Source organism: Streptomyces sp. YJ-C3, assembly GCF_053891275.1.
The window spans coordinates 2,212,075-2,235,679 of record NZ_CM132685.1 but is presented as its reverse complement, the minus strand read 5'-3'; the positions used below and the strand labels follow the sequence as shown (position 1 = coordinate 2,235,679).

Annotated in this window: 24 protein-coding genes; 11 read left to right on the top strand and 13 right to left on the bottom strand. The window is 70.8% G+C overall.

Annotated features, from left to right (window positions below; all coding sequences use genetic code 11):
* Nucleotides 1–14 precede the first annotated feature (14 nt).
* Both ACVHNB_RS09930 and ACVHNB_RS09925 read right to left on the bottom strand, forming a co-directional pair.
* Nucleotides 15–827 (bottom strand): AfsR/SARP family transcriptional regulator, encoded by an 813-nt coding sequence (locus ACVHNB_RS09930; RefSeq protein WP_428951757.1) that lies wholly within the window; start codon nt 825–827, stop codon nt 15–17.
* Nucleotides 828–1,068: 241 nt separating this feature from the next.
* Nucleotides 1,069–1,692, bottom strand: a complete 624-nt coding sequence (locus ACVHNB_RS09925; RefSeq protein WP_428951758.1) for a dTDP-4-dehydrorhamnose 3,5-epimerase family protein — start codon at nt 1,690–1,692, stop codon at nt 1,069–1,071.
* A gap of 204 nt (nt 1,693–1,896) precedes the next feature.
* On the opposite strand from ACVHNB_RS09925, the gene ACVHNB_RS09920 reads away from it, so the two are divergent.
* Complete coding sequence (locus ACVHNB_RS09920) at nt 1,897–2,598, top strand: hemerythrin domain-containing protein (protein ID WP_456227841.1); 702 nt, start codon at nt 1,897–1,899, stop codon at nt 2,596–2,598.
* A 73-nt stretch (nt 2,599–2,671) separates the two neighbouring features.
* Here the strand turns inward: ACVHNB_RS09920 and ACVHNB_RS09915 are convergent, their stop codons facing one another.
* The 4 genes from ACVHNB_RS09915 to ACVHNB_RS09900 are packed head-to-tail and all read right to left on the bottom strand — an operon-like array spanning nt 2,672 to nt 6,683.
* Complete coding sequence (locus ACVHNB_RS09915; RefSeq protein WP_456227840.1) at nt 2,672–3,658, bottom strand: aldo/keto reductase; 987 nt, start codon at nt 3,656–3,658, stop codon at nt 2,672–2,674.
* A gap of 46 nt (nt 3,659–3,704) precedes the next feature.
* On the bottom strand, nt 3,705–4,709 hold the full coding sequence (locus ACVHNB_RS09910) for an NAD-dependent epimerase/dehydratase family protein (RefSeq protein ID WP_428951761.1): 1,005 nt from the start codon (nt 4,707–4,709) through the stop codon (nt 3,705–3,707).
* A gap of 55 nt (nt 4,710–4,764) precedes the next feature.
* The gene (locus ACVHNB_RS09905; RefSeq protein WP_428951762.1) at nt 4,765–6,156 is read right to left on the bottom strand and encodes an NDP-hexose 2,3-dehydratase family protein; all 1,392 of its coding nucleotides are present in this window, start codon (nt 6,154–6,156) and stop codon (nt 4,765–4,767) included.
* Nucleotides 6,157–6,212: 56 nt separating this feature from the next.
* Nucleotides 6,213–6,683: a nuclear transport factor 2 family protein gene (locus ACVHNB_RS09900; protein WP_428951763.1), complete on the bottom strand. Its 471-nt coding sequence runs from the start codon at nt 6,681–6,683 to the stop codon at nt 6,213–6,215.
* 200 nt (nt 6,684–6,883) lie between these two features.
* Between ACVHNB_RS09900 and ACVHNB_RS09895 the strand changes: the two genes are divergently transcribed.
* On the top strand, nt 6,884–7,303 hold the full coding sequence (locus ACVHNB_RS09895; protein WP_428951764.1) for an ester cyclase: 420 nt from the start codon (nt 6,884–6,886) through the stop codon (nt 7,301–7,303).
* An 87-nt stretch (nt 7,304–7,390) separates the two neighbouring features.
* Here the strand turns inward: ACVHNB_RS09895 and ACVHNB_RS09890 are convergent, their stop codons facing one another.
* Nucleotides 7,391–8,560, bottom strand: coding sequence for a glycosyltransferase (locus tag ACVHNB_RS09890; RefSeq protein ID WP_428951765.1), 1,170 nt, complete (start codon nt 8,558–8,560; stop codon nt 7,391–7,393).
* A 106-nt stretch (nt 8,561–8,666) separates the two neighbouring features.
* Entirely contained in the window at nt 8,667–10,052 is a 1,386-nt protein-coding gene (locus ACVHNB_RS09885; protein ID WP_428957513.1) for a DHA2 family efflux MFS transporter permease subunit, read from the bottom strand.
* A gap of 398 nt (nt 10,053–10,450) precedes the next feature.
* On the opposite strand from ACVHNB_RS09885, the gene ACVHNB_RS09880 reads away from it, so the two are divergent.
* The 8 genes from ACVHNB_RS09880 to ACVHNB_RS09845 all read left to right on the top strand — a co-directional run bounded on the left by ACVHNB_RS09880 (nt 10,451) and on the right by ACVHNB_RS09845 (nt 17,704).
* Entirely contained in the window at nt 10,451–10,630 is a 180-nt protein-coding gene (locus ACVHNB_RS09880) for a hypothetical protein (protein ID WP_428951766.1), read from the top strand.
* Between the two features lies 1 nt (nt 10,631).
* Nucleotides 10,632–11,528, top strand: coding sequence for a glucose-1-phosphate thymidylyltransferase RfbA (gene rfbA / locus ACVHNB_RS09875; protein WP_428951767.1), 897 nt, complete (start codon nt 10,632–10,634; stop codon nt 11,526–11,528).
* Between the two features lie 35 nt (nt 11,529–11,563).
* Entirely contained in the window at nt 11,564–11,719 is a 156-nt protein-coding gene (locus ACVHNB_RS09870) for a hypothetical protein (protein ID WP_428951768.1), read from the top strand.
* The gene (gene rfbB, locus ACVHNB_RS09865; RefSeq protein ID WP_428951769.1) at nt 11,716–12,726 is read left to right on the top strand and encodes a dTDP-glucose 4,6-dehydratase; all 1,011 of its coding nucleotides are present in this window, start codon (nt 11,716–11,718) and stop codon (nt 12,724–12,726) included. Before ACVHNB_RS09870 ends, rfbB begins: the two co-directional genes overlap by 4 nt.
* A 106-nt stretch (nt 12,727–12,832) precedes the next feature.
* Nucleotides 12,833–13,312, top strand: a complete 480-nt coding sequence (locus ACVHNB_RS09860) for a hypothetical protein (protein ID WP_456227839.1) — start codon at nt 12,833–12,835, stop codon at nt 13,310–13,312.
* Complete coding sequence (locus tag ACVHNB_RS09855; RefSeq protein WP_456227838.1) at nt 13,309–15,606, top strand: TOMM precursor leader peptide-binding protein; 2,298 nt, start codon at nt 13,309–13,311, stop codon at nt 15,604–15,606. The genes ACVHNB_RS09860 and ACVHNB_RS09855 overlap by 4 nt, the downstream gene beginning before the upstream one ends.
* A gap of 194 nt (nt 15,607–15,800) precedes the next feature.
* The gene (locus tag ACVHNB_RS09850; RefSeq protein WP_428951772.1) at nt 15,801–16,991 is read left to right on the top strand and encodes a sensor histidine kinase; all 1,191 of its coding nucleotides are present in this window, start codon (nt 15,801–15,803) and stop codon (nt 16,989–16,991) included.
* A gap of 104 nt (nt 16,992–17,095) precedes the next feature.
* Nucleotides 17,096–17,704, top strand: coding sequence for a response regulator transcription factor (locus ACVHNB_RS09845; protein ID WP_428951773.1), 609 nt, complete (start codon nt 17,096–17,098; stop codon nt 17,702–17,704).
* Nucleotides 17,705–17,747: 43 nt separating this feature from the next.
* On the opposite strand, the gene ACVHNB_RS09840 is transcribed toward ACVHNB_RS09845, so the two are convergent.
* Nucleotides 17,748–18,374 carry an NADH oxidase gene (locus ACVHNB_RS09840; protein WP_428951774.1) on the bottom strand — a complete coding sequence of 209 codons (627 nt, stop codon included), beginning with the start codon at nt 18,372–18,374 and terminating at the stop codon, nt 17,748–17,750.
* A gap of 220 nt (nt 18,375–18,594) precedes the next feature.
* Entirely contained in the window at nt 18,595–19,848 is a 1,254-nt protein-coding gene (locus ACVHNB_RS09835) for an MFS transporter (RefSeq protein ID WP_456227837.1), read from the bottom strand.
* A gap of 107 nt (nt 19,849–19,955) precedes the next feature.
* On the opposite strand from ACVHNB_RS09835, the gene ACVHNB_RS09830 reads away from it, so the two are divergent.
* Nucleotides 19,956–20,408 (top strand): SAM-dependent methyltransferase, encoded by a 453-nt coding sequence (locus tag ACVHNB_RS09830; protein WP_428951776.1) that lies wholly within the window; start codon nt 19,956–19,958, stop codon nt 20,406–20,408.
* A gap of 23 nt (nt 20,409–20,431) precedes the next feature.
* Here ACVHNB_RS09830 and ACVHNB_RS09825 read toward each other — a convergent pair whose 3' ends face one another.
* From ACVHNB_RS09825 to ACVHNB_RS09815, 3 genes are read right to left on the bottom strand one after another with little or no spacing between them, the layout of a single operon-like run.
* Entirely contained in the window at nt 20,432–21,916 is a 1,485-nt protein-coding gene (locus tag ACVHNB_RS09825) for an FAD-dependent monooxygenase (protein WP_428951777.1), read from the bottom strand.
* A complete protein-coding gene (locus ACVHNB_RS09820) occupies nt 21,913–22,446 on the bottom strand; it encodes a truncated hemoglobin (protein ID WP_428951778.1) in 534 nt (177 codons plus the stop codon). Before ACVHNB_RS09820 ends, ACVHNB_RS09825 begins: the two co-directional genes overlap by 4 nt.
* A gap of 12 nt (nt 22,447–22,458) precedes the next feature.
* A complete protein-coding gene (locus ACVHNB_RS09815; RefSeq protein WP_428951779.1) occupies nt 22,459–23,559 on the bottom strand; it encodes a GNAT family N-acetyltransferase in 1,101 nt (366 codons plus the stop codon).
* Nucleotides 23,560–23,605: the final 46 nt, after the last annotated feature.

Genomic DNA, 23,605 nt, shown 5'->3' with positions numbered 1-23,605 from the left:
TCCCCCCTAGGCAGTCACCCGGTGAAGCGGTCGAGGACCCGCCCGGTACCGGGGTCGACGTCCAGCGCCGGATCGCTGCCGAGCACGGCCCGTTGCAGACGCTGCAGACGCTGTGAGGGTTCGATGCCCAGCTCCTCCACGAGGTGGGTGCGCAGGTTCTGGAAGACATCGAGCGCGGCGGAGGGGCGCCCGGCCCGGTAGAACGCCACCATGGACTGGGCGTGCAGGCCCTCGTGCAGCGGGTGCCGGGCGGTCAGCGCGGTGAGCTCGGTGAGCAGTTCGGCATGGCGGCCGAGCCGCAGCTCGACGTCGTTGCGCCGCTCCAGCACCCCGAGACGGCTCTCCTCCAGCCGCATCGCCTCGATCTCGAGCAGCGGCCCGGTGCGTACGTCGACCAGGGCCGGGCCCCGCCACAGGGCGAGGGCCTCCCGGAACAGCCGCGCCGCTTCGTGGTTGTCGGCCCGGTCGAAGGCGCGCTGGCCGAGCAGGGACAGCCGGTCGTACTCGTGCACGTCGATGCTGCCCGGCTCCGCGTGCAGGAGGTATCCCCCGTGCCGGGTCAGCAGCAGCTCCTTGGAGCCGCCGGGCTCTCCGTCCAGCGCGTTCTCCATGCAGCGGCGGAGCTGGAGGATGTACGTCTGCAGCGTGGTGAGCGCGCTGCGCGGCGGGGCGTCACCCCAGATCTCCTCCATCAGCGCGGACACCGGCAGGACCTGGTTGGCGTAGATGGCGAGCAGCGTCAGAATCTGCCGTGGCTTCGCCGCGGTGGGCAGGATCGGAACGCCCCTCAGCTCGGCATCCAAAGACCCCAGAACGAAGATTCGCATACGGGCCCCCTTTGTCTCTGTCATCGGATCTCGAAACTCCCATGCGGCCCGCCCGAGCGGACAGTGCGTCACTCCTCCTCTGCCGGGTGCTTCCGTCCTGCTCGGGGTGTGACCGATTCATGGACCGCGGGGCAAGCCGCCGCCGGCCGGAAAACGTCCGGACACGACGCAGGCCCCGTGTGTCCTCATGACACGCGGGGCCTGCGGTCCGGCGGGGGGAAGGAGCCGGATCCTCGGGGGCTCAGTCGGTGGTGAACGCGGCGCGGCCGTACAGCGCGAGGCAGTCCTCGTAGGCCGGCAGGAGTCCGCCGGCCAGCGCCTCCTGGGCGGTGGGCGCGGCCAGGTCGTCGTCGGTCATCACCGGCGCCTCGGCGAGCCCCCACGGCAGGGCGAGGGCCGGGTCGAGGGCGCTGACCGTGTACCCGGCGTCCGCCGTGTACGGCCGGGAGCTGTGGCAGGCGACGACCGTGTCGTCCTCCAGGGCGAGCCAGGCGTGGCCGAAGCCCTCGGGCACGAACACCGAGGACGCGGCGCGGTGGTCCAGCCAGACCGTCTCGTACCGGCCGAAGTCCGGGGACCCGACGCGCAGGTCCACCACGACGTGGACGGCGGCGCCCCGCACACAACCGACCAGTCTGGCGCGGCTGTCCGGGCCGGTGGTGCCGTGGATGCCGCGCAGCACCCGGCGCCGCGCGACCGACAGATCGCTGTACCGGATCGGGAAGGGGCGTCCGATCGCTTCCTCGACGGAGTCCTGGCGGAACGCCTCGTAGCGGACCACGACGTCCTCCTCGACGGCGCGGGGCGAGACCAGGAACACGTCCCGGAGGGCGAGTTCACTGATTTCCAGGCCACTGAGATCCATGGTGACGACGGTAGAAGCCGCTGCTCAAGACCGGGTGGAGCGGTGCGTGCGCGGTCCGCGGGCCCGCTGACGTGAGGGGTGTCGGCCATGCCCGGGAAGCGACGCCCCTCGCCGGCGGCTCCAGCGGAACTCAAGTGCGTCCAGGGCAAGCTGGAGACCATCCCGGTTCCCGAGTCCGGTGACCCCCACGAAAGGAACACGCCCATGACCTCGTCCGCGTCCGGCCGGTCCCCCGCTCCCGGGAGCGACTCCGGGTTCGGCGGGTTCGACGCCCAGGAGATGGCGATCGTCCACCGTGCCTTCCGCCGGGAACTCAGGCTGCTCGGCGAGATGATCGCCGCGGTCGCCCCGGGGGACGTCAAGCGCGCCGCCGTCCTCGCCGAACACTTCGCCGACCTGCGCATCGGACTGATCAACCACCACGAGGGCGAGGACGAGCTGCTGTGGCCGCTGATGCTCGCCCGGATCGGGTCCGAGAGCGAGGTCGTCCTGCGCATGGAGGCCGAGCACGAGCGAGTCGTCGAGACCCTCGACGAGGCCAACGACCTGGTCACCCAGTGGGCCCCCACGGCGGACGCGGAGATTCGCGACCGGCTCGTGGCCGCGATCGAGAAGCACCGCACCGTGCTGGTCGAGCACCTCGACGACGAGGAGGCACACCTGCTGCCCCTCGCCGAACAGTGGCTCACCGCCGAGGAGTTCGGCGCGCTCGGGGATCACTTCGCGCAGCACACCCCCAAGTCCAAGCTGCTCAAGTTCTTCGGCATGGTCATGGAGGACGCCGACGAGCGCGAACGCGCGGTCATGCTCGGCAACGTGCCCGCACCCGTCCGCCTGGTATGGCGCCTGCTGGGGCCCCCGCTGTACGCGCGCACCATGCGCCGGGTCCGCGCCACCGCCGCCTGACGTCCCAGGAGCGCTCCGCGGCCCCGCCGGGCATCGGCTCGGCGGGGCCGCGGCAACCGTTCGGCGCTTGAGGTCAGGTCAGCCAGCAGTCGGGGGCGGGGCCGCCTCGACCGACCGGCGGGAAGAGTACGTCGAGCTCGGTCAGCAGGGACTTCGGCAGCTCGCACTCCAGAGCTTCGAGCGCGCCCTCGATGTGCTGCTCCGTCCGGGGCCCGATCACCACACCCGTCACACCGGGGCGGGACAGCGTCCAGGCCATGCCGACCACCGCCGGGTCCAGGCCGTGCTCGGCACAGAGCTTCTCGTAGGCCTCGATGGTCTCGTACTGCGCGTCCAGGGCCTGCGCCGCGCGGCCCTGCGCGGACTTGACGGCGGAGTTGGTCCGCATCTTGCGGAGCACGCCGCTGAGCAGGCCGCCGTGCAGCGGTGACCAGACGAAGAGACCGAGTCCGTACGCCTGGGCGGCGGGAATCACCTCGAGCTCCGTGTACCGGGTGACCAGGTTGTAGACGCACTGCTCGGTGACCAGGCCCAGGCTGTTCCTGCGCTGCGCGACAGCCTGCGCGGACGCGATGTCCCAGCCGGCGAAGTTGGACGAGCCGACGTAGCGCACCTTGCCCTGGGCGACCAGGAGGTCCATGGCCTGCCAGACCTCGTCCCAGCCCACGGACCGGTCGAGGTGATGCATCTGGTACACGTCGATCCAGTCCGTGCCCAGCCGCTTGAGCGATGCCTCGCAGGCCGCGACGATGTTGCGGGCCGACAGGCCGTGGTCGTTCGGGCCCTCGCCCATCGGGTCGCCGACCTTGGTCGTCAGGACGACCTGGTCGCGGCGGGCGGGGTTCTTGTCGAGCCACCGGCCGATGACTTCCTCGGTGTGGCCCTTGTGGACGCGCCAGCCGTAGATGTTGGCGGTGTCGACCAGATTGATGCCCCGCTCCAGGGAATGGTCCATGAGGCGGTGCGCCTCCGGCTCCTCCACCCGGCCACCGAAGTTGACGGTGCCGAGGGCCAGCCTGCTGACCCGCAGACCGGTACGGCCCAGCTGTGTGTAGATCACGCGACCTTCTCCTCCTTCAGGGATGAACGCTTACGCACCAACAGGCTCAGGACAGTTCTGCCTCTCGGCCGCTGGAGCAGAACTCCGTCGTCAGGCGCAGGCCCTCCTCGAGGGACACCTGCGGCTTCCAGCCGGTGGCGGCCCGGAACGCGGAGGAGTCGATGGTCGCGCTCCGGAAGTCGATGGCCTCGGCGTACTCCGGCGGTTCCACGGAGACCACCGGCACCGGTTCCTTGCCCGTCTGTTCGGCGACCAGCGCGGAGACCCTGGTGAACAGGGGCCCGAGCGGGGCCCCTTGGCCGGTGCCCAGCAGCCAGCGCTTTCCCGCGAGCACGTCCATGCGGGGGATGGCGGCCCAGAAGGCGCGGGCGGCATCATCGGCGTGGAGCAGGTCGCGGCGGACCGTTCCGTCGTGCCACATGGTCAGGGGCTCGCCGGCCACCGCGCGGCGCGTCATCGTGGAGACGATGCCCTTGTCCCGGGCGGTGGACCCGGCGCTGTAGCCGTACACCGTGGTCAGGCGCAGGCAGGCGCCACGCACCGTTCCCGCCGCGTCGGCCTCCAACAGCAGTCGCTCCGCCTCGAGTTTCAGCCGTTCGTAATATCCCTTGGGCCGGTCGGGTTCGGTGCCGTCCAGGACCTCCTTGTCCGAAGGGCCGGCCGCCGTGACCGATCCGGTGAACAGGACGATCGGGGGCGCCTGGGAATCGGCGCGGTCGCCAAGGGCGCGCAGCAGGTCCTGCATCAGGCCCACGTGGACGCGTTCGGCGCCCGTGTCGCCCTCCGCGATGCGCCAGGTGGACGCCCCTGCGATGTACGCCAGGGAGTGGATGACGACATCGGCGCCGGCGACGGCGGCGGCCATCTGGCCGGGCTCGGTCAGATCCGCGGAGAGCACCTCGATGTCGGCACGGGCGTCCTCGGGGACAGGGCACTTCCTGCGGGAGACGGCCCGTATCCGGACCGGGTGCTGTGCCAGCTCGCGGAACACGGCGGATCCGACGAAGCCCGCGGCGCCCAGCACCACGATGAGCGGGGAGTTCACGGTCACAGCGCTGCCTCCAGCATCCGGGCGGGGTTCGGTTCGGGGAGCGGGCCGCCGGTCGTCAGAGCAGACATGCGGCCAGGCTCCGGGCCTCGACGTTGACGTGGTATCCGATCTGGGTCAGGCGGTTGAGCAGACCGAGGGTCATCCAGCGGTAGTTCTCCGGCGCCTCGATCTCGTGGTCCTCGGGGAGTTCGACGACCAGGTGGCGCGTGTCCGCCTGGGAGAAGCGGCCGCCGTCCTCCGACTGGACGGCGTCCAGCCGGATCCAGGACGCGGGTGCGTCGAGGTACTCCGTCAGCGGCGGGAAGTCCTGAGGGCCGCGGTGGTAGCCCGGGGAGAACTGCACGGTGGGTGCGAGTTCGAGACGGTCCGTCAGGCCCGGCTGGACCATGGCCTGGACCAGGAACTGCAGTACTCCGGCCCGCCGTTGGCAGATCAGGGCCACGACGTTTCCGGGGCGGGGTTCGAGCATGGGCTGCCACCACGTGCCGACCTCCCGGCTCGTCGCCTGGACCGACATGCCGATGATGTCGAAGATGCGGCCGTCGCGATGGCGGATGCTGTCGTCGTCGCAGATCCATTCGTCCATGTCCCGCAGGCTGATCCGCCTGGCGTCCAGGCTGAACTTCGCTTTCTGGTCGAAGAGCCACGTCAGCGCACCGGGAAGGTCGGCCGCCGACGACGGCGACCGATGCGACGTCAGGAGCTCGGCGTGGAAGGCGTCGGGCTGCTCGGCGTAGGGCAGCGGGTCGCCGTCGGCAGCGCCGTAGGCTATTCCGGAAAGCACGGTGCGGGCATTCATGTTGACGCCGTTGCCCTGCGTGAGCTGCTGGCGCACCTGGCCCAGAGTGAGCCAGGTGAAATCGTCCTCGACCGGTACTTCCTCGTCCTCGGGCACCTCGACGATCATGTTCCGGTTCCTCTTGTACAGGTACCAGAAGCCGTGCTCGGACAGGAGTTGGTCGAACAGGACACGTCGCCGCGTGCCCTCCAGGAAGTAGTCCAGGTACGGGGTGGCTCTGCCGCCGTGGACGCGCTGGTAGTTGCTCTGGGTCGCCTGGACGGTCGCCGCGTACTGGACGAAGGTGGTGTTCCCCGGCTCCATCTTCGCCTGCATGAGGAAGTGGAGCACGCCGTCGAACCGCTTGGCGAGGATCCCCAGGATGCCGATCTCCGGCTGGACGATGATCGGCTGGGTCCACTGCGGCACGGGTCCGAAATCCGTCCGTATGGAGAGCCCTTCCACCGTGAAGAACTTGCCGTCCGCGCGGCTGAGCCGGTCACCGAGGTGCCAATTCGGGAGCGAGGCCAGTGGCACCCGTTCGACCTCGTACGAGGCGGACTGCTCCCGTTCCTTGAGGAAGGCGTCCGGGTCGGGGGTCAGCGGGGACTTCGACACCATCGCCGACGCCAGGAAGTCCTCGGTACCACCGTTCACCTCGGGCTGCATCCTGCTACTTCCTTTCAACTTTGCGGGCCATGACGGACGAGCCGGCTTCGTGGGGGTCAGGCGAGCTGACGGGCGAAGGTGGCCATGTCGAAGTGGAGCGTCTTGTCGAGCAGCACGTCGCCGTCGAAGTGGAAGAAGATCGCCACGGGGGCGTCGACGGTCTTGCCGCGGTGGGGGATGCCCCGCCAGTCCGCCTCCTGCTTGGCCCGGAACTGCGCCTCCACGATCACCGCGGTCGGCGTGTGGTGGACGTGGGTCAGACCGTGGTCGGCGACCGGGAAGGCCTTCTCCAGCTCGGCGAAGTAGCCCTTCTTGATGGCCTCTTCGCCGATCAGCGGGCCCTCCTCGAACGGTATGACCTTGTACACGCCGCCCCGCGGGAACGTCGCGAGCACCCCGTCGATGTCCCAGGCACCCTCGGCGACGGTGTGCTCGATGACGACCGCCTCGCGCCGCTTGCGCAGCTCGGCGTCGGGCTGCGGAAGGTCCGCGCCGGGCAGGGTGAACGCGTGCACCTCGGTGGCCATGGAGGCTCCTTGAGACAGTGGCTGGTTCGGTTCGAAAACCGACGCTAGGCCGCCTCCCTCGCCTGTCCCTCGCGCTCCGCTGGAGCGCACCGATGCCCGCCGTGACCGCGCGCCCGGGCCCCTGCTCCAGGGGGATTCGACCGCGGATGGCGATGCTTCGACTTCATCGTTCTTCTCCCACCACGCCAAGAGAGGCCGGCATGTCGAGGAATCACCACGCTCTGGTCCAGAGCTTCGTGGACATGATCAACAGCCATGACATCAGCACCATGCCGGAGCACACGGCGTCCGGGCACATCGACCACAACCCTGTGGTGGCCGACGGCATCGAGGCCAACCAGGCTTTCTGGGTGCAGGTGTTCACCGCCTTCCCCGACCTGAAGGCCGTGCTGCACGACGTCATCGCGGAAGGGGACCGGGTGGCCGCCCGCCTGGAGTACACCGCGACCCACCAGGGCACGTTCCTCGGCATACCGGCGACCGGCCGCTCGGTGGGCTTCCAGTCCATCGACATCTGGAGGGTGGAGGACGGGCTGCTCGCCGAGCACTGGGACCAGCTGAACATGGACGACCTCTTCCGGCAGCTGGGGGTCGACCCGGCGGCGCTCGCGCAGTCCTGAACGAGCCGGGCCACCGTCCACCGCGCCCGCTACGCACTGTGCCCCACGCTCACAGATGAGCGTGGGGCACAGTGCGTAGCGGGACGGTCAGCCGACGAACTCGGGGAACCTCGCGACCGTGTCGGCCTGCCCGGGCAGGGCCGCGATCTCGCGGGCCACCTTGCGGGCCGCCTCCTGGTGCGCACCGTCGGTCAACAGGCTGCGCACCTCGGCCTCCACCGCCTCGGCGGTCACGTCCTCGCCGAGCAGCAGGCGGCCCGCTCCGGTCGCCTGCACCGCGGGCGCGTTGCCGAGGCCGTCGCTCTCCCGCGGCAGGATCAGCTGGGGCAGGCCCGCGGCCAGCGAGGCCAGCGTGGTGCCGTGACCGCCGTGGTGGACGATGGCGGTGGCGTACCGCAGTGCCTCGGCCTGCGGCACCCAGGGCAGCGCGACGACCCGGTCCGGCAGCTCACCCAGCTCGGCCGGGTCCACCAGAGCACTCGTCGCGACGAGGACCCGTACGTCCAACGGCAGCAGGCCGTCGATCACGGTGCGCAGCAGCTCCGCGGAGCCGACCACGGTGCCGAAGCTCAGATAGACCAGAGGGCCCTCCCCCTGGGTGACACTCGCGGGCAGCTCGCCCGGCTCGCTGTAGGAGAGGGGCCGCTGCGGGATCACCTGGACGCCCGAGGCCAGGAACTCCTGGTTCTGCACGACAGGAGGGCAGATGTCGATGTACGGGTTGCCCAGCGTCGCGTCCTGGCCGATCTTGTCGGCCACCCCCAGGTCGCTCGCCGTGGCGAACAGCTCCTGCGGGATCAGCGGGTCGGACGAGACCCGGCCGATGCTCTGGGACACGGCGGGCACACCCGCCGCCGCGGCCGCGAAGGCGGCGCCGGGGTTGAGGCTCTCGTAGACGACCAGGTCCGGCCGGAAGGAGTCGATGACCGGGGTGAGGTCCGCGAACACACTGCGCGGCAGCACCGAGCCGAACGCCTTCACCGCCAGGGCCGCCAGCACCTCGGGCGGGACGTCACTGGCCTGTACGTCACCGCCGTTGGCCTCCAGGAACGCCTGGCCGCCGGCCGCCTCTATGAACGCCTCGGGGACGGTGAGCCCACTGGTGACCGGCCGCAGCCCCGCCTTCTCGACGATCGGGTGGAACTGCTCGTTGGTGGCGAACCAGACCTCGTGCCCGGCCTCATGTGCCGCCTGAGCGAGCGGAACCAGGGGGAATACGTGTCCGTAGTTTCCGAGGCTTGCGAAGAGAACCTTCATGTCTCGCACGGCCTTTCTGCCGGTGGTGTGAGGAGAGGTGACGTGCTGCCGACCCGCGGCCCGACGCGATGTCGTCGTGTCGGGCCGCGGGTCGGCGTACGAGCTGTCAGCGGGTGGCCGCCGAGGGGGCCGGTTCGGCCTCGACGGCGTCCCGGGCCGGTTCGGCGCCGAGCTGCTCCTGCACACCGGCGGGCCGGGTGGAGAAGAGCATCACGACCGCGGCGATCGCCATGGCCGCCGCGCCGACCCACAGGGCGGGTACGAAGCCGTCGACGAAGTTCTGGCCCGACGCGTAGCCGCCGTTGTGGGTGAAGACGGTGGTGAGGACGGTCACGCCGAGGGGCGCGCCCAGCTCACGGGCGGCCGAATTCGCGCCGGAGGCGATGCCCTGCTCGGCGACGTCGACGGAGCTCATCGTCAGGGTGAACAGCGGGGCGAAGAAGCAGGCGACGCCCACGCCGCCCAGGAGGAAGCCGGGCAGTTGCTCGGCGTAGGACGAGTCGGGGCTCAGCACCAGGGCCCAGTAGGCGAATCCGGCGGCGAGCATCGCGAGTCCGAAGACCGCCACGGGACGTCCGCCGATCCGGTCGGACATCATGCCGGCGACGGGCGCCACCACGATCGGCATCGCCGTCCACGCCAGCATCCGCACGCCCGCCTCCGTCGGCGTCATGTGCTGGATGTTCTGCATGAACTGCGTGATGAGGAAGACCACGCCGTACATGCCGAAGGCCATCAGCAGGGCGCCGCCGTTGACGGCGCTGAAGGCCCGGTTGCGGAACATGCGCATGGGCAGCATCGGCGCCTTGCTGCGCAGCTCCCACTGGACGAACGCGACGACCAGCAGGGCACCGGCCGCCAACGGGCCCAGGACCTGCGGGGAGCCCCAGCCGTCGTCGCCCGCCCGGATCAGACCGTAGACCAGGCCGAGGATGCCGAGGCTGATCAGGGCCGTACCCGGAATGTCCAGGCGGTTGTTGGGGCCGCGGCTCTCGTCCAGACCGCGCCAGGCGGCCGGGGCGAGCAGCAGGCCCACCGGCACGTTGATCCAGAAGATCCAGTGCCAGGAGATGTGCTGCGTGACGATTCCGCCCACCAGCGGGCCGCCGGCGATGGACAGTCCGCTGACCGCGCTGTAGATGCCGAGGGCCGCGCCCCGCTTCGCTGCGGGAACGGCATGGGTGAGCAGGGTGAGGGAGAGCGGCATGATGATGGCGGCGCCGACACCCTGGACCACGCGGGCGGCGATCAGCTCGCCGATGCCCGGTGCCAGGGCGGCCGCGGCCGACGCGGCGGTGAACAGCAGCAGACCGGTGATGAACATCCGGCGGCGCCCGAACCTGTCACCCAGGGCGGCACCGAACATCATCAGCACGGCGAACGACAGCGTGTAGGCGTTCACCGTCCATTCCAGGTCCTTCAGGCTGCCACCGAGCTCGTCCCTGATGGTGGGCAGCGCGATGAGGACCACCAGATTGTCGAGCCCCGCCATGAAGGCGGTCAGACCCGTGATCAGTGTGGCCACGCCAGGGGATTTCCCCGCCCCGGTCGTGTTGCCGCCGGCGGCGACCTTGTCAGTACTCATTCAGGGATTTCCTTCCGACTTCACCATGGGGGGACACCGGTTTCCGTCGCGCGGCCGGTGACGAAGCGCCGACCCGATGCTGGCGGCGCGGGCATCACGCCGAGGCTAGGCAGCCGTACTCGGGCGCCGGTCGAGTCGTGACCCACCGCCCCGGGGCCACGGCTGCCTCCAGCGCTTCTCCGCCCGCACCCGATCGGACGGCAGCAGCATCGGGCGGACGGGACTCGGGCAGGCCCCGGGCCCGCACCGCCACCGGCGCCCCCGCGCCTGGCCGCACCGCATCCATCCGCCCTGGGAGGCACCGCATGACAACGGAACCGACCGGCCGGCCCCTGGTGACCGTGCTCGGCGCCACCGGCTCAGTGGGCTCGGCCGTGTTCGCCGCGGTCCCGGTGACCGACCCGGCGCCCGGTCTGCCGCTCCCCGAGGACATCACGCCGGTGCGCTCCGCACGCGGCACCGAACAACAGTGGAAGGTGATCTGAGATGAAGGGCATCATCCTCGCCGGCGGCAGCGGCACACGCCTGCGCCCGCTCACCGGAGCCTTGTCCAAACAGATCCTGCCGGTCTACGACAAGCCGATGATCTATTACCCGCTCTCCGTGCTGATGCTGGCGGGCGTCCGGGACATCCTGCTGATCTCGTCCAGGGACCACTCGGACAGCTTCCGCACGCTCCTCGGGGACGGCTCCCGGCTCGGCCTGAACATCTCCTACGCCGAGCAGGACCAGCCGCGCGGCATCGCCGAAGCACTGCTCATCGGCGCCGACTTCATCGACGGCGACCAGGTCGCGCTGGTGCTCGGCGACAACATCTTCCACGGGCCGCGCTTCTCGCTGCTCCTCGACGACGCGGTGCGCCGGCTCGACGGCGCGGCGCTGTTCGGCTATCCGGTGCGCGATCCGCAGCGCTACGGGATCGGGGAGATCGACGAGGAGGGCCGGCTGCTGTCACTGGAGGAGAAGCCGCGTCACCCGCGCTCCAACCTGGCGGTGACCGGGCTGTACTTCTACGACAGCGACGTGGTCGGGATCGCCAAGAACCTCTCCCCCTCGGCGCGGGGCGAGCTGGAGATCACCGACGTCAACCTGGCCTACCTGGCGCAGGGCCGGGCCCGGCTCACCCATCTCGGCCGCGGCTTCGCCTGGCTGGACATGGGCACCCACGACTCGCTGCTGCAGGCGGCGCAGTACGTCCAGCTGGTCGAGCAGCGGCAGGGCGAGTACATCGCCTGCGTCGAGGAACTGGCGCTCAACCGCGGCTTCATCACCCCCGAGCAGTGCCTGCGTCTCGGCGAGGAGATGCGGGGTACGGACTACGGCGCCTATGTCACCGAGGTGGCGTCCCGCCGCATCCCGCAGCCGGCCGTCCGCGCCGCCTGACACGAGTCCCCCGTGCCCGACCAAGGAGTCCGTCCATGCTCCCGACACGACCGGCCCCACCGGCCGGCGCCACGGTCCACCACGAGCAGATCGTGGCCGTGAACCGGTTCGCCGGGCATCCGCTGCCCGTCAGCCGGTGCACCCCAGCCCGCACCCCGTCCGACCACCGTGAGGCACCGGAACCGTCATGACGACCAAGACCCGCATCCTGGTGACCGGCGGCGCCGGATTCATCGGCTCCCACTATGTCCGCACGCTGCTCGGCCCCGAGGGCCCCGGCGACGTCGCGATCACCGTCCTGGACAAGCTGACGTACGCGGGCAGTCCCGCCAACCTCGACGAGGTCCGGGCGCACCCGGACTTCTCCTTCGTGCAGGGCGACATCTGCTCCCCCGAGCTGGTCGGGAAGCTGATGGCCGAGCACGACCAGGTCGTGCACTTCGCCGCCGAGTCGCATGTCGACCGCTCGATCGACGGGGGCGCCGAGTTCGTGCGCACCAACGTGGTCGGCACGCACACGCTCGTCGACGCGGCGCACCGGGCCGGCGTCGAGGTCTTCGTGCACATCTCCACCGACGAGGTGTACGGCTCGATCGACGAGGGCTCCTGGCCCGAGAGCCACCCGCTGCGGCCCAACTCGCCCTACTCGTCGGCGAAGGCGTCCAGCGACCTGATCGCGCTGTCGTACCACCGCACCCACGGCCTGGACGTCCGGGTCACCCGTTGCTCGAACAACTACGGGCACCACCACTTCCCCGAGAAGGTCATCCCGCTCTTCGTGACGAACCTCCTCGACGGCGGGAAGGTCCCGCTGTACGGCGACGGCGGCAACGTCCGGGACTGGCTGCACATCGACGACCACGTCCAGGGCATCGAACTGGTCCGCACCAGGGGCCGCGCGGGCGAGATCTACAACATCGGGGGCGGCACCGAGCTGTCCAACAAGGAGCTCACCGGGCTGCTGCTCACGGCGTGCGGCGCCTCCTGGGAGAACAGCGTCGAACATGTCGAGGACCGCAAGGGACACGACCGCCGCTACTCCGTCGACTGCACGAAGATCCGTGAGGAGCTGGGCTATTCACCTCGCAGGAGCTTCGAGGAGGGGCTGGCCGAAACCGTCCAGTGGTACCGCGACAACCGAAGCTGGTGGGAACCGCTCAAGCGGCGACTGGCGGAGCTGGGGCCTCCGCTTGGGTGAGAACTTCACCCGTCACCGATGAAGCGAACACTGTCCGTAAGACCCGCGCCCACGAAGAATTCCGGCCATTGGAGCACCACCACCCACGTCAGTGAGGATCTCTCCGATGAGCCACGCCAGCGCCACCCCCGTTGCCTCCTACCCGGCGCGCGTCACCCATGCAGATCCCGCCTACCCGCTCCTCGTGGTCGAAACCCTCGACCACTCCGCCGGCTCCACCGTGATGTTGACCTACACCTACGGCGTGGAGGCGGCACCCGCCGACCACACCGCCCGGTTCACCTTCTGCGCCGAGCCCGTCCCGAACAACACCACCCAGTTCACCTTCTGCGCCGAACCGGTCCCGGCCGACACCGCTCAGTTCACCTTCTGCGCCGAGCCCGTCCCGGCCGACACCGCCCAGTTCACCTTCTGCGCCGAAACCGCCCCGAGCAACGCCCGGTTCACCTTCTGCGCCGAACCGGTCCCGAACGACACCACCCAGTTCACCTTCTGCGCCCAGACCGCCCCCGCCGGTGCCTCCGGCACGGGGACCGCGACTCCCCTCACCGCCGAGGGTGACGCGGTCGGGGGGCTCTGGATATGACTTCCGGGTTGCCGCACACCAGAAGACCCGGACCGGCCGCCCTACAGGACGGCTCAACCCTCGTGGGCTTCAGGCACCACCTGCGTCCCGCGACCGTCCCCGGCGAGGCGACCTACCTGGTCTCCCGCCGGGGCGTGACCACCCTGCACGGCGCTCTCGCCGAGGTGCTCGTCCCGCTGCTCGACGGCAGCCGGTCGATCGCGGACGTCCTGCACTGTGCCGCGCCCGCGCTGAGCAGCGAGGAGGCGGAGGGCGGCCTGCGCATGCTCAGCGAGGCCGGGCTGCTCCGCTTCGGCAGCCCCGCCCCGGCGGCGACGATCACCGACCCGGTCGCCGAGGCGTACTGGGACCTGGCCGGCCTGGACGGCGCCCGGGCGGCCGCGGGGCTGGCCAGCTCCCGGCTCCGGATCCTGCCGCTCTCCGGCGTCGACGCAGCACCGGTGCTCGCGGCCGGTGCCGAGTCCGGCATCAACGTGTCCGACGCGGACGCCGACCTCACCCTGGTCCTGTGCGACGACTACCTCTCCCCCGAGCTGGAGCGGGTCGACGCCGAGCACCGTGCCGCGGGCCGGCCGTGGCTGCTCACCCGGCTGTGCGGCTACGAACCCTGGATCGGCCCGTTCTTCCGGCCGGACGAGGGACCCTGCTGGTCGTGTCTGGCCGCCCGGCTGGAGCAGCACCGCGGGTACGAGGGGTCGCTCCAGCAGGCGCTGGGCCTCGACCGCCCGCTCGGCCGGCCGATCGCCTCCCTGTCGGCGGGCCGCGTCATGGCCGCGCACAGCGCGGTCCTGGAGGCCGCCAAGTGGCTGGCGGGCCTGCGCTACGCCGACCAGGGCTCCGTCCGCACGGTCGACACCCTCACCCTGCGGACCCGCGTCCACGCCGTGTCCCGTGTCCCCCAGTGCTCCTCCTGCGGCGACCCCGGACTGACGGCCCGGCGGGTGCTCGCGCCGTTCGTCCCGGTGTCGCGGCCCAAGTCCGGGCACGGCGGCGGCGGCCACCGGGCCCTCACCACCGACCAACTGCTCGCGCGCTACGAGCACTTGGTGAGCCCGATCACCGGGATCGTTCCCGTGCTCGAACCGAGCCCCGGCGCACCGGAGTTCGCGACCACCTATGTGTCGGGGCGCAATCTCGCGATGCGCGAGCGGGGCCTGGCCGGGCTGCGCTCGCTCAGCGGCGGCAAGGGTCTGACCGACAGCGAGGCCCGGGCCAGCGCGCTGTGCGAGTCGGTGGAGCGCTACAGCGGCACACGGCACGGCGACGAACCGGTGGTGATGGACACCCTGCGCGCCCTCGGCGACCAGGCCGTCCACCCCAACTCCTGTCAGCTGTACGCGGATCGACAGTTCCGTGAGCGGGACCGCTGGAACCGCTCCGGCTCGCCCTTCCACCACGTCCCCGAGCCCTTCGACGAGAACCGGCCGGTGGAGTGGACACCCGTGTGGTCGCTGACCGAGCAGCGCCACCGGCTGCTGCCCACGTCGATGCTCTACTTCCCGTCCAGCGCCGCCTCCTCGCAGGCGCCGTACGCCGACTCCAACGGCAACGCCGCGGGCGGCAGCCCCGAGGACGCCCTGCTGCAGGGGTTCCTGGAACTGGTGGAGCGGGACGCCGTCGCCCTGTGGTGGTACAACCGCACTCGGCAGCCGGGGATCGACCTGGACTCGTTCGACGAGCCGTACATCGAGCGCCTGCGGGACGGATACCGCAAGCTGGGCCGCGAGTTGTGGGCACTGGACCTCACCTCGGACCTCGGCATCCCCGCGGTCGTGGCACTGTCCCGGCGTACGGAGGGCCCCACCGAGGACATCGTCTTCGGCTTCGGCGCGCACTTCGACCCCGCGATCGCGCTGCGCCGCGCGCTCACCGAGATGGGGCAGCTGCTGCCGGCCGTGGGCGCGGGCCGCCCCGGCGGCGGCTACGGCATCACGGATCCGCTCCCGGTCCGCTGGTGGCAGCAGGCGACCCTCGCCAACCAGTCATATCTCACGCCCGATCCGGCCACCGCCCCGCGAACTCCCGCTCACTGGACGTACGTTGGGCGCAGCGACCTGCTCGACGACGTCCAAGCCATCACCGAACTGGTCGGCGCCAAGGGCCTGGAACTCCTCGTGCTCGACCAGACCCGGCCGGACGTCGGCATGCCCGTGGTGAAGGTTCTGGTGCCGGGACTCCGGCACTTCTGGGCCCGCTACGCCCCGGGCCGGCTCTTCGACGTACCGGTCACGCTCGGACGCCTCTCAGGACCCACACCGTACGAGAAGTTGAACCCGATCCCGCTCTTCGTGTGACGTGACTGTTTTCGGACAGTTGCACGACTGTTCAATAGACACTTTGCGCCAGCCTCCGACCGTCCTCTGTCTAGAATGGCGCCGGTTCGATTCGATCCGGAATCGAGACATCAGGGGGGCTCGGACGAGTGATGAACGGTACCGATCCGAACAGGTCTCCATCCCATTCCGGCCAATCGCAGGACCACAGCAGCGTGGCCACGAGAACCGCCCGGGGCGTTCTGGTGGCCGCGTTGGTCTGCTATCTGGGCATCACCTTCCTCAACATCCTTTCCCAGCGGCTCGGCCTGTGGGATCTGACCCTCGCGCTGATCTGTCTGGCGCTGGTCTTCCTGCTGCAGCTCGCGCACTCGGCACCCGGCTCCTCCGGTGCCCGGGTGCGCACCAAGATGCTCACCCTGGCCGCCCAAGGCGTCCTGTCCTACCTGCCGTTGATCTGGTTCGGGGTGTCCTGGGGCGCCATGGCGGGCTTCTTCGCCGGCTCCGTGCTGCTCCTGCTGCCGGCCCGGGTCGGCTGGACGCTGTACGGACTGACGACGCTCAGCCTGCTCGTCCCCGGCGTCCTGAACGGCATGGGCGTCATCGACATCGTGTACATGTGCCAGACCACCGCGCTCACCGGTCTCGTCGTGTACGGCCTGAGCCGCTTGACCAGTCTGGTCGACCAGCTGCACCGGGCCCGCGCCGACCTGGCCCGACTGGCCGTCAGCAACGAGCAGTTGAGGTTCTCCAGGGACCTGCACGACCTGCTCGGGTACAGCCTCTCCGCGATCACCCTGAAGAACGAGCTGATCCACCGCCTCATCCCGGCCAACCCCCTCCGGGCCCGTGAGGAAGTGGACGAAGTACTCGTCATCTCCCGCCAGGCCCTGGCCGATGTGCGCCGGGTCGCCCGCGGGTACCGGGAGATGTCCCTCGGTTCCGAACTCGCCTCCGCCGAATCGGTGTTGGCCGCCGCCGACGTCTCGGTCACGGTCGACACCCACGACGCCATCGAGCGTCTGGGAGTGGCGACGTCCACCGTGCTGGCCACGGTGCTGCGGGAGGGCGTCACCAACCTGCTGCGGCACTCCAAGGCCTCGTACTGCCGGATCTCCGCTCGGATCGAGGGCGACCTCGTCCGCCTCACGATCGTCAACGACGGTCTGGTGCTGGGTCCTCACGTCCCGTCGCCGCACAGTGGCAGCGGTCTGGGCAATCTCGAGCGGCGGCTGGAAGACATCGCAGGCCGGCTGGTCGTGCGGCGCCTCCCCGACGGCTCCGACGCGGGCGTCTTCCGGCTCACCGCCGAGGCTCCGACCAGGGAGGTTCGGTCCGCCGCCCCGTGCACGCGTGAGATCAAGAACGGCGGGCAGTCGTTCGGTCGGGCCAACAACGTCGCGTGAACAACTTTGGCCTGATCTTTGTCTTTTGACGTAGCACAGTCAACGGATGCGCTTGGGTAAGATCCAGGAACTTTCACGTATGTGGGGGAACGGGGAAAGCGACGATGATACGGATCCTCCTGGCCGAGGACATGCATATGGTTCGCGGCGCACTGGTGGCCCTGCTCAATCTGGAGGACGACCTGAAAGTGGTCGCCGAGCTCGAACGAGGTGACCAGATCCTGAGCGCGGCGCGCGAACACCGGCCGGACGTGGCCATCATCGACATCGATCTGCCCGGCCTGGACGGACTCAGCGCGGCCGAACTCCTGCACGAGCGCATCCCCGAGTGCCGGGCCCTGATCCTCACCAGCCTCGGCCGCCCCGGCACGCTGCGCCGGGCGATGTCCGCGCACGTCGCCGGTTTCCTCCTCAAGGACGCCCCGCCCAGCGATCTCGCCCAGGCCGTGCGCCGGGTCGTGGCCGGCCAGCGGGTGATCGACCCTCAACTGGCCCTGGCCGCCTGGGGCGGCAGGGAGAGCCCGCTGACCACCCGCGAGACCGAGGTGCTGCAACTGGCCGCGCAGGGCACGGAACCGCAGGAGATCGCCGAGCATCTCCGTCTCTCGGTGGGCACGGTGCGCAACTACCTCACCACCGTCGTGACGAAGCTCAACGCGCGTAACCGGGTCGACGCGATCCGCATCGCCCGCGAGTCGGGCTGGCTGCTGTGAGCGGCCCCGCCGGCTCCCGGCACCGCCCGGGGCGGTGGCGGGGTCAGCCCACGGCCACCGTCATCCCGGCCCCCGTCAGATAGCTGAGTATCGCCAGGGTCAACTCGGCGGGCAGGGGCAGGATTTCGACCATCGCGTCCGGCGTCATGGGCCAGGCGAGCAGCGACACCACCCACATCGCCTCGGGACGGTGGATCTCCACCCGGTGGTCCAGGGCGCGGCACTGCACGAGGAACACGCCTCCTCGCACGGTGATCGTCACGGTGGGCCGCAGCCGCAGCCTGCGCTGCCCCAAGGGCCGGACGAGCGAGAAGCTCGCGGTCGGGGCCACCGGCACCACCGACAGCACCGGCCCTTTGAGGTCCTCAAGGGACAGCGTCCTGATCACCACGTGGGAGATTCCGCGGAGCACCGACAGGACCACCGTGTAGGTGTCCCCGGAGACCGCTCCGGCGTTCGGCTGCACCAGGTTGGCGAGCAGTACGGGACCGAGTTCCATCCGGCGCAGCGCCTCGGCCACCACCGGGGTGGGATCCTCGACCCGCTCCGTGCCCTGCGGACCGCTGAGCACCAGCGTCCGGCCTTCCTCGTCCCACCCGACCACCGTGTCCTCCCGCAGGGACCACAGATGGTGCATGCGCAGGGGGGTGTCCACCGTGGGTGGAATCACGGTCAACCGACCTCCTCGGGCTATCGGGAGCCGACCCGACGCGCGGCTCCGCCCCCGACCTGCTCGTGCCCACCAGTATGGAACCGTCCGGAGCGTTCCCAGCAGCGAACGGATCACACCGAAGACATGAGGAAATCACGGGTCCTTCACCGCACCCGCCGAGGCGCCCGCGGCCTCGCCCGCCGGAGTGCGGCGGGCGGGAGGGGACGGGACCGGCGGCTCAGGGCTTCGTGGTCAGCGGGACAGCCGCCGGCTCGGGCTCCGGCACCCGGGTCCGCTCCGCCCAGCGGACGGCGGGGCCGCTGGCGGCCAGGACACCGACGAACAGGACGGCGATCAGCAGCCAGCCCGGTCCGCCGAACCGGTCGGGCACCGTGGTGACCAGAGTCGGCCCGGCGATCAGGGCGAAGGCGTCACCGGTCGCGAAGGCCCCCAGGTACTGCCCCTGCGCGTTTGCGGGTGCCAACTCGTATCGCAAGCCCCAGCGGGCGGCCTCGCCCCAGATCTCGCCGAAGGTGAAGAGCACCGTGACGGCCAGGAGCACGACGGCGGCCGCCCAGCCGGGCATCGCCCCGGTCAGTGCGGTGACGGCACAGGCGACGGCGAGGACCACCGCGGTGTACCGCTGCAGTCGCGCCGCCCCGTGCACGGTGTCCGCGTCGCGCGCCATCCGCACCTGGAGGAACACCACCATCAGGGTGTTGACCAGCATGATCCAGGCCGCCAGTGCCCGGGGGGCGTCGGTGTGCACCACCAGCCAGAGCGGCAGCCCCACCGCGAGGGCGGTCGGGCCGATCCGGGCGATCCCGGAAACCTGGGCCACCAGCAGATAGGGCAGGTCACGCACCACTCCGCGCGGCTTCTCGCCACGGGGTGCGGGCGGGACGCCCGGGACCTTGGGCAGCCGCATGTAGAGCGCGGCCACCAGCACCATGGCCACGGCGTTGCCCCAGAAGAGGGCGAGGAAGGCGGGCTTCGAGTCGGCGGCGATGACCAGGCCGGCCGCCAGCGAGGCGAGCGAGAACCCGCCGTTGAAGACGCTGCGCATGAATGCCGAGATGCGGACCCGGCCCTCCCGGCCCATCACTCCCGCCACCAGCGCGCCGCGGGAGACATTGCCGCTCTGCTCGGCCAGCCCGAGGGCCATGGCCATCACCAGATAGGCCGGGAAGGAGTGCACGAAGGCCGCCGCGGCCAGCGCCACCGCCTTCCCGAGCGCGAACACCGCGGTGATCCCCCGCGGCCCGAACCGGTCGGCGAGGTGCCCGGCCGGCACGCCCAGCGCCAGCGCGAGGATGCCGGCGAGCGACATGCCGATGCCGACCTGTCCCGGTGAAAGGCCCACGACATGCACGAAGTAGACGGCGCCGCCGGTGACATAGAGTCCGTTTCCGAGACTGGCCACGGCGGTGCACAGGACCAGCACCCGGCCGGGGCCGGGGTCGGGAAGCAGGCGGGAGATCAGGCGGGCCATGGCTGGCACCTCGCTCGGTGGGTTGCGGTTGACTGCGCGGCCGGCGGGCGGACATGCTTCGCATGTTCCGGACAACCGGGACTTACCGGACAGGAAGCGGGGATGGAATGCAGCCGATCAGTCCCATCGGGGTCGTGCGCGGCGGGCGCGAGCAGATCCACGAGGACGGATGGGGAGCGGAGGTCTCGCGGATCGAACTGGACCCGGAGGTGTTCGAGGAGTCGGCGACCCTCGGCCTCGACGCGTACTCGCACGTCGAAGTGATCTTCGCGTTCCATCTGGCGACCCGGACCTGCACCGGCACCCAGTACCCCCGGGGCAACACCGACTGGCCGCTCTCCGGCATCCTCGCGCAGCGCGCGCCCAACCGCCCCAACCACCTCGGGGTGACCGTGTGCGCCCTCGCGGCCGTCGAGGGGCTGACGCTCACCGTGCACGGCCTGGACGCGGTCGACGGCTCCCCGGTGCTCGATGTGAAGCCGTACCTGCCGGAGTTCGCCCCGCGCGGTGAGGTGCGGGGTCCGGCCTGGTCCGGCGAGCTGATGCGCAACTACTTCTGAGCCCGCCGGACACGGCCCGCGGCTCACGGCACGGCCACCAGGTCGGTACGGGCCGCGGCGATCAGGGTGTTGGCCTCGTCGCGGGGCAACTCCTCGTCGACCAGCAGCGCGACGGGGAGCTTCACCTCGCTGCGGATCCGCGCGGCGGGGGCGCTCCTGGTGACGCGGCCGCCCTCGGGCCCGGCCTGCACCGCGAGGAAGTCGATGCCCGGCAGCGGCTGGTCGGGAGCCCGGTCCACGACCAGGCCCACCGCCCGGGAGCCGTCCGCGCCGCGCAGCACGCACCGGCCGTCCCGCCGCTCCAGCTCCACCAACCGGTGTTCCAGGCGTACTTGACCGACCGTCAGCGGTACGTCGACGGGCTCCGCGTCGGTGGGGCGGCCGGCCAGCCGCGCCACGGTGCGCGCGACGAACTCCGGATCCCGCTCCCGCAGCCGGCTGAACGTGTTCGCGGCCCGGCGGCTGCGCAGCGCGAACACCGTCTGGTGTCCCTCCAGCCGCTCACCGCGGCACAGTTGCTCGAACCACGCGGTGCTCTCCGCCGCCTCCGCCTGTGTCTGCTCGGCGACCGGTCGCCGGACGCTCTCGTACTCGGCCGCCGCCCGGAGCGGATCGTCGTGTCCGGCGATGGACCGGGCGAGACACAGCGCGTCGTCGATGGCCAGGGCGGTGCCCGAGCCGGTCGAGAAGTGGACCGTGTGCGCGGCGTCCCCGGCCAGCACCGTCCGGCCGTCGTACCAGCGGCGGTTGACGACCGTACGGAACGGTTGCCAGCCCGCCGTCCGGGCCCTCAGCGGAGCGCCGCCCAGCTCGCTGCGGAACAGTTCGGCGAGCCGCAGCTCCGCCTCGGCCGCCGGCAGGTCGAGCAGGCCGAGGGCGGACAGGGTGTCCGGATCGGCTTCGACGATGAAGGTGCTCTCGTCGGCCGCGTGCGGATAGCCGTGCACCACCAGCGGTCCCGGGCCGAGGTCCTTGAGCAGGAAGCACGGTTCGAGAGCCGTGGGGGTGCTCATCCACAGGTACCGGGTGCGGCCCGCGGACACGGTGGTGCCGAACCGGTCGGCCCGTGCCCGGCGCAGCTCGCTGCCCGCACCGTCCGCGAGGACGACCAGGTCCGCCCGGGGCGGCAGTTCGGTGACGGTGCGCCGGATCAGCGTCACGTTCCCGCTCCGCTCGGCCAGCGAGCGGATGTGCGCGTGGAAGACCTGCCGGGAGATCCCCGACATGCCGAAGGCGCCCGACGGGATGCGCTCGCCGTCGATCATCGTGACCGTCTCGTCCCACGTGGCGTACGCGGTCCGGGGCAGCCGCAGCGCCTCGGGGTGGACGGCCCTGATGCGCCCGGCGAACTCGTCGGTCAGCACGATGCCCGCGCCCGGCCCGCGGTCCTCGCGGTCGTAGAGGTCGATGGCCGTGTCGGGCAGCAGCCGGGCCAGTTCCAGCGCGCAGAAGGCGCCTGCGGGGCCGCCGCCCACGACGGCCACGGTGCGGACAGGAGTGCCGCTCATGCCGGGGTCCCGTCCCAGTGGAATCGCTCGCCGCGGGCCAGTGCGGATCCCCGGGAGACCGCCATCATCTCGCCGCTGGCTATCTTCATGATGGTGAGGAAGTCGGTGAAGTGCGGCTCGGGGGCGTCGAGTTGGGTGCCCGCTTCCTTCATCAGGTCGAGCCAGCGCAGCCGCTGGTCGCGGGAGATCAGGAAGTGCGCGTGGGCCTGGTGCATCTTGGGGTCCCAGGCCACGGTCAGATCGTTCTCGCCGTAGATCCGCTGGAAGTGGTCGTAGAGCCGCGCGGCGTGGCGGGCCCAGTCGTGGACGGCGAAGAGCGGGGTCAGCAGTTCGTCCTCGGAGACGAGCTCGTAGAACCGGGTGGTGAGTGCCCGGAAGAACTCGGCGCCGCCGATGCCGGTCCAGAAGTCGGAGACCTTCCGGTCGACCTGTTCGGCGGTCATGGCCTCGCCGGACTGCAGGCCCTGCTCGGCGACGAGGAGCACCTTCCCGTCGTGCCGGGGGGCCGGCGCGGCTGATTGGGGCGACATGGGCGGACTCCTTCAGTCGGTTCGGTCGAGCAGCAGGCCCGCGGCGGACAGTGTGCTGACGGTGCACCCGCGCACCCGTTTCGCCTGTACGGTTCCGAGCCCGTAGGCGATCGTGGTGATCCCCTGCTCGGGGGCGAGTTCGGCGGGGCGGTAGAACATCGTGGCGAAGTAGGTGAACGTGGCGTCGGGGTGCTCGTAGTCGGTGCCGCTCATCAGCGCGGTCCACTGGTCGCCGTCGCGCACCAGCATCGTGAAGGAGAGCAGTGCGCCGTCCTTGCGGGCCTCGACGATCCAGACGTTCTCCGGGCCGAAGTGGTCCCGCAGGTGGCGGAACGAGGCGGCCTCGCGCTCGTCGTCGACCTCACCGCCGTACTTCGACACCAACTGCGCGCGCAGGCGGACGAGTTCGGGTTCGTGGTCGCCGATCGGACGTTCGCCGATCTCGATGCCCCGTTCGGCGATCTCCCGCAGCTCCCGTCGCACGGCGAAGCGCCGGTTGCGCCGCAGCCCGGCGACGTAGCCGTCGAGGTCGGTCCAGGTGATGTCCATGTCGCAGCGGTCCACCATCGGGACCACGTCGAATCCCCTGGCGCGCAGGACCTCGGTGAACTCGGGGTGGTCGGGGCGCAGGAACAGCGCCGAGACGCTGCGCATGCCCTCCTGCCGGCACCAGTCGAGCACGGCGTCCAGGTACTCCCCCAGTACCTCAGGGTCGCGGGCGCCCGGACCGACCGGCGCGGACTCGTAGTTGGGGCCCATCAGGACGCAGGCCGGGAACAGGTCCTCGGCGGGTATCCCCTGCCACGGGTGCGGGCCGTCGGCGACCACCCCGTCGTCGACCGAGCCGCCCGACAGCACCCGCTGCGGGTCGAAGCGCACATGTCCCGTGGGGGACTCCATCACGCCGCCGACCAGGGCCACTTGATCCCCGTCCGGGCCGGGCAGCCCGAAGGTCCGGGCGCCGCCGGGGATCCGGTTCTCGGCGAGCGCGATCCAGCGCCGGCGCAGGGTGACCGGCGCCCTGCCGATCCAGTCGTCCCAGCTCTCGGGAACCTCGGTGCGCACGTGCAGCCCGGCGGTGCTCAGCGCCGGTCCGGAGCTATGCGGTGTCACGGCAACTCCTTTCCGACCATGCGGGAAGCCCGTCCGGCCCGGCACC

Bases quoted from the DNA above. Each gene is read 5' to 3' on its own strand.
- ACVHNB_RS09930 (WP_428951757.1), bottom strand. From the start codon at position 827: ATGCGAATCTTCGTTCTGGGGTCTTTGGATGCCGAGCTGAGGGGCGTT.
- ACVHNB_RS09925 (WP_428951758.1), bottom strand. From the start codon at position 1,692: ATGGATCTCAGTGGCCTGGAAATCAGTGAACTCGCCCTCCGGGACGTG.
- ACVHNB_RS09920 (WP_456227841.1), top strand. From the start codon at position 1,897: ATGACCTCGTCCGCGTCCGGCCGGTCCCCCGCTCCCGGGAGCGACTCC.
- ACVHNB_RS09905 (WP_428951762.1), bottom strand. From the start codon at position 6,156: ATGCAGCCCGAGGTGAACGGTGGTACCGAGGACTTCCTGGCGTCGGCG.
- ACVHNB_RS09900 (WP_428951763.1), bottom strand. From the start codon at position 6,683: ATGGCCACCGAGGTGCACGCGTTCACCCTGCCCGGCGCGGACCTTCCG.
- ACVHNB_RS09895 (WP_428951764.1), top strand. From the start codon at position 6,884: ATGTCGAGGAATCACCACGCTCTGGTCCAGAGCTTCGTGGACATGATC.
- ACVHNB_RS09890 (WP_428951765.1), bottom strand. From the start codon at position 8,560: ATGAAGGTTCTCTTCGCAAGCCTCGGAAACTACGGACACGTATTCCCC.
- ACVHNB_RS09885 (WP_428957513.1), bottom strand. From the start codon at position 10,052: ATGGCGGGGCTCGACAATCTGGTGGTCCTCATCGCGCTGCCCACCATC.
- ACVHNB_RS09880 (WP_428951766.1), top strand. From the start codon at position 10,451: ATGACAACGGAACCGACCGGCCGGCCCCTGGTGACCGTGCTCGGCGCC.
- rfbA (WP_428951767.1), top strand. From the start codon at position 10,632: ATGAAGGGCATCATCCTCGCCGGCGGCAGCGGCACACGCCTGCGCCCG.
- ACVHNB_RS09870 (WP_428951768.1), top strand. From the start codon at position 11,564: ATGCTCCCGACACGACCGGCCCCACCGGCCGGCGCCACGGTCCACCAC.
- rfbB (WP_428951769.1), top strand. From the start codon at position 11,716: ATGACGACCAAGACCCGCATCCTGGTGACCGGCGGCGCCGGATTCATC.
- ACVHNB_RS09860 (WP_456227839.1), top strand. From the start codon at position 12,833: ATGAGCCACGCCAGCGCCACCCCCGTTGCCTCCTACCCGGCGCGCGTC.
- ACVHNB_RS09855 (WP_456227838.1), top strand. From the start codon at position 13,309: ATGACTTCCGGGTTGCCGCACACCAGAAGACCCGGACCGGCCGCCCTA.
- ACVHNB_RS09845 (WP_428951773.1), top strand. From the start codon at position 17,096: ATGATACGGATCCTCCTGGCCGAGGACATGCATATGGTTCGCGGCGCA.
- ACVHNB_RS09835 (WP_456227837.1), bottom strand. From the start codon at position 19,848: ATGGCCCGCCTGATCTCCCGCCTGCTTCCCGACCCCGGCCCCGGCCGG.
- ACVHNB_RS09830 (WP_428951776.1), top strand. From the start codon at position 19,956: ATGCAGCCGATCAGTCCCATCGGGGTCGTGCGCGGCGGGCGCGAGCAG.
- ACVHNB_RS09825 (WP_428951777.1), bottom strand. From the start codon at position 21,916: ATGAGCGGCACTCCTGTCCGCACCGTGGCCGTCGTGGGCGGCGGCCCC.
- ACVHNB_RS09820 (WP_428951778.1), bottom strand. From the start codon at position 22,446: ATGTCGCCCCAATCAGCCGCGCCGGCCCCCCGGCACGACGGGAAGGTG.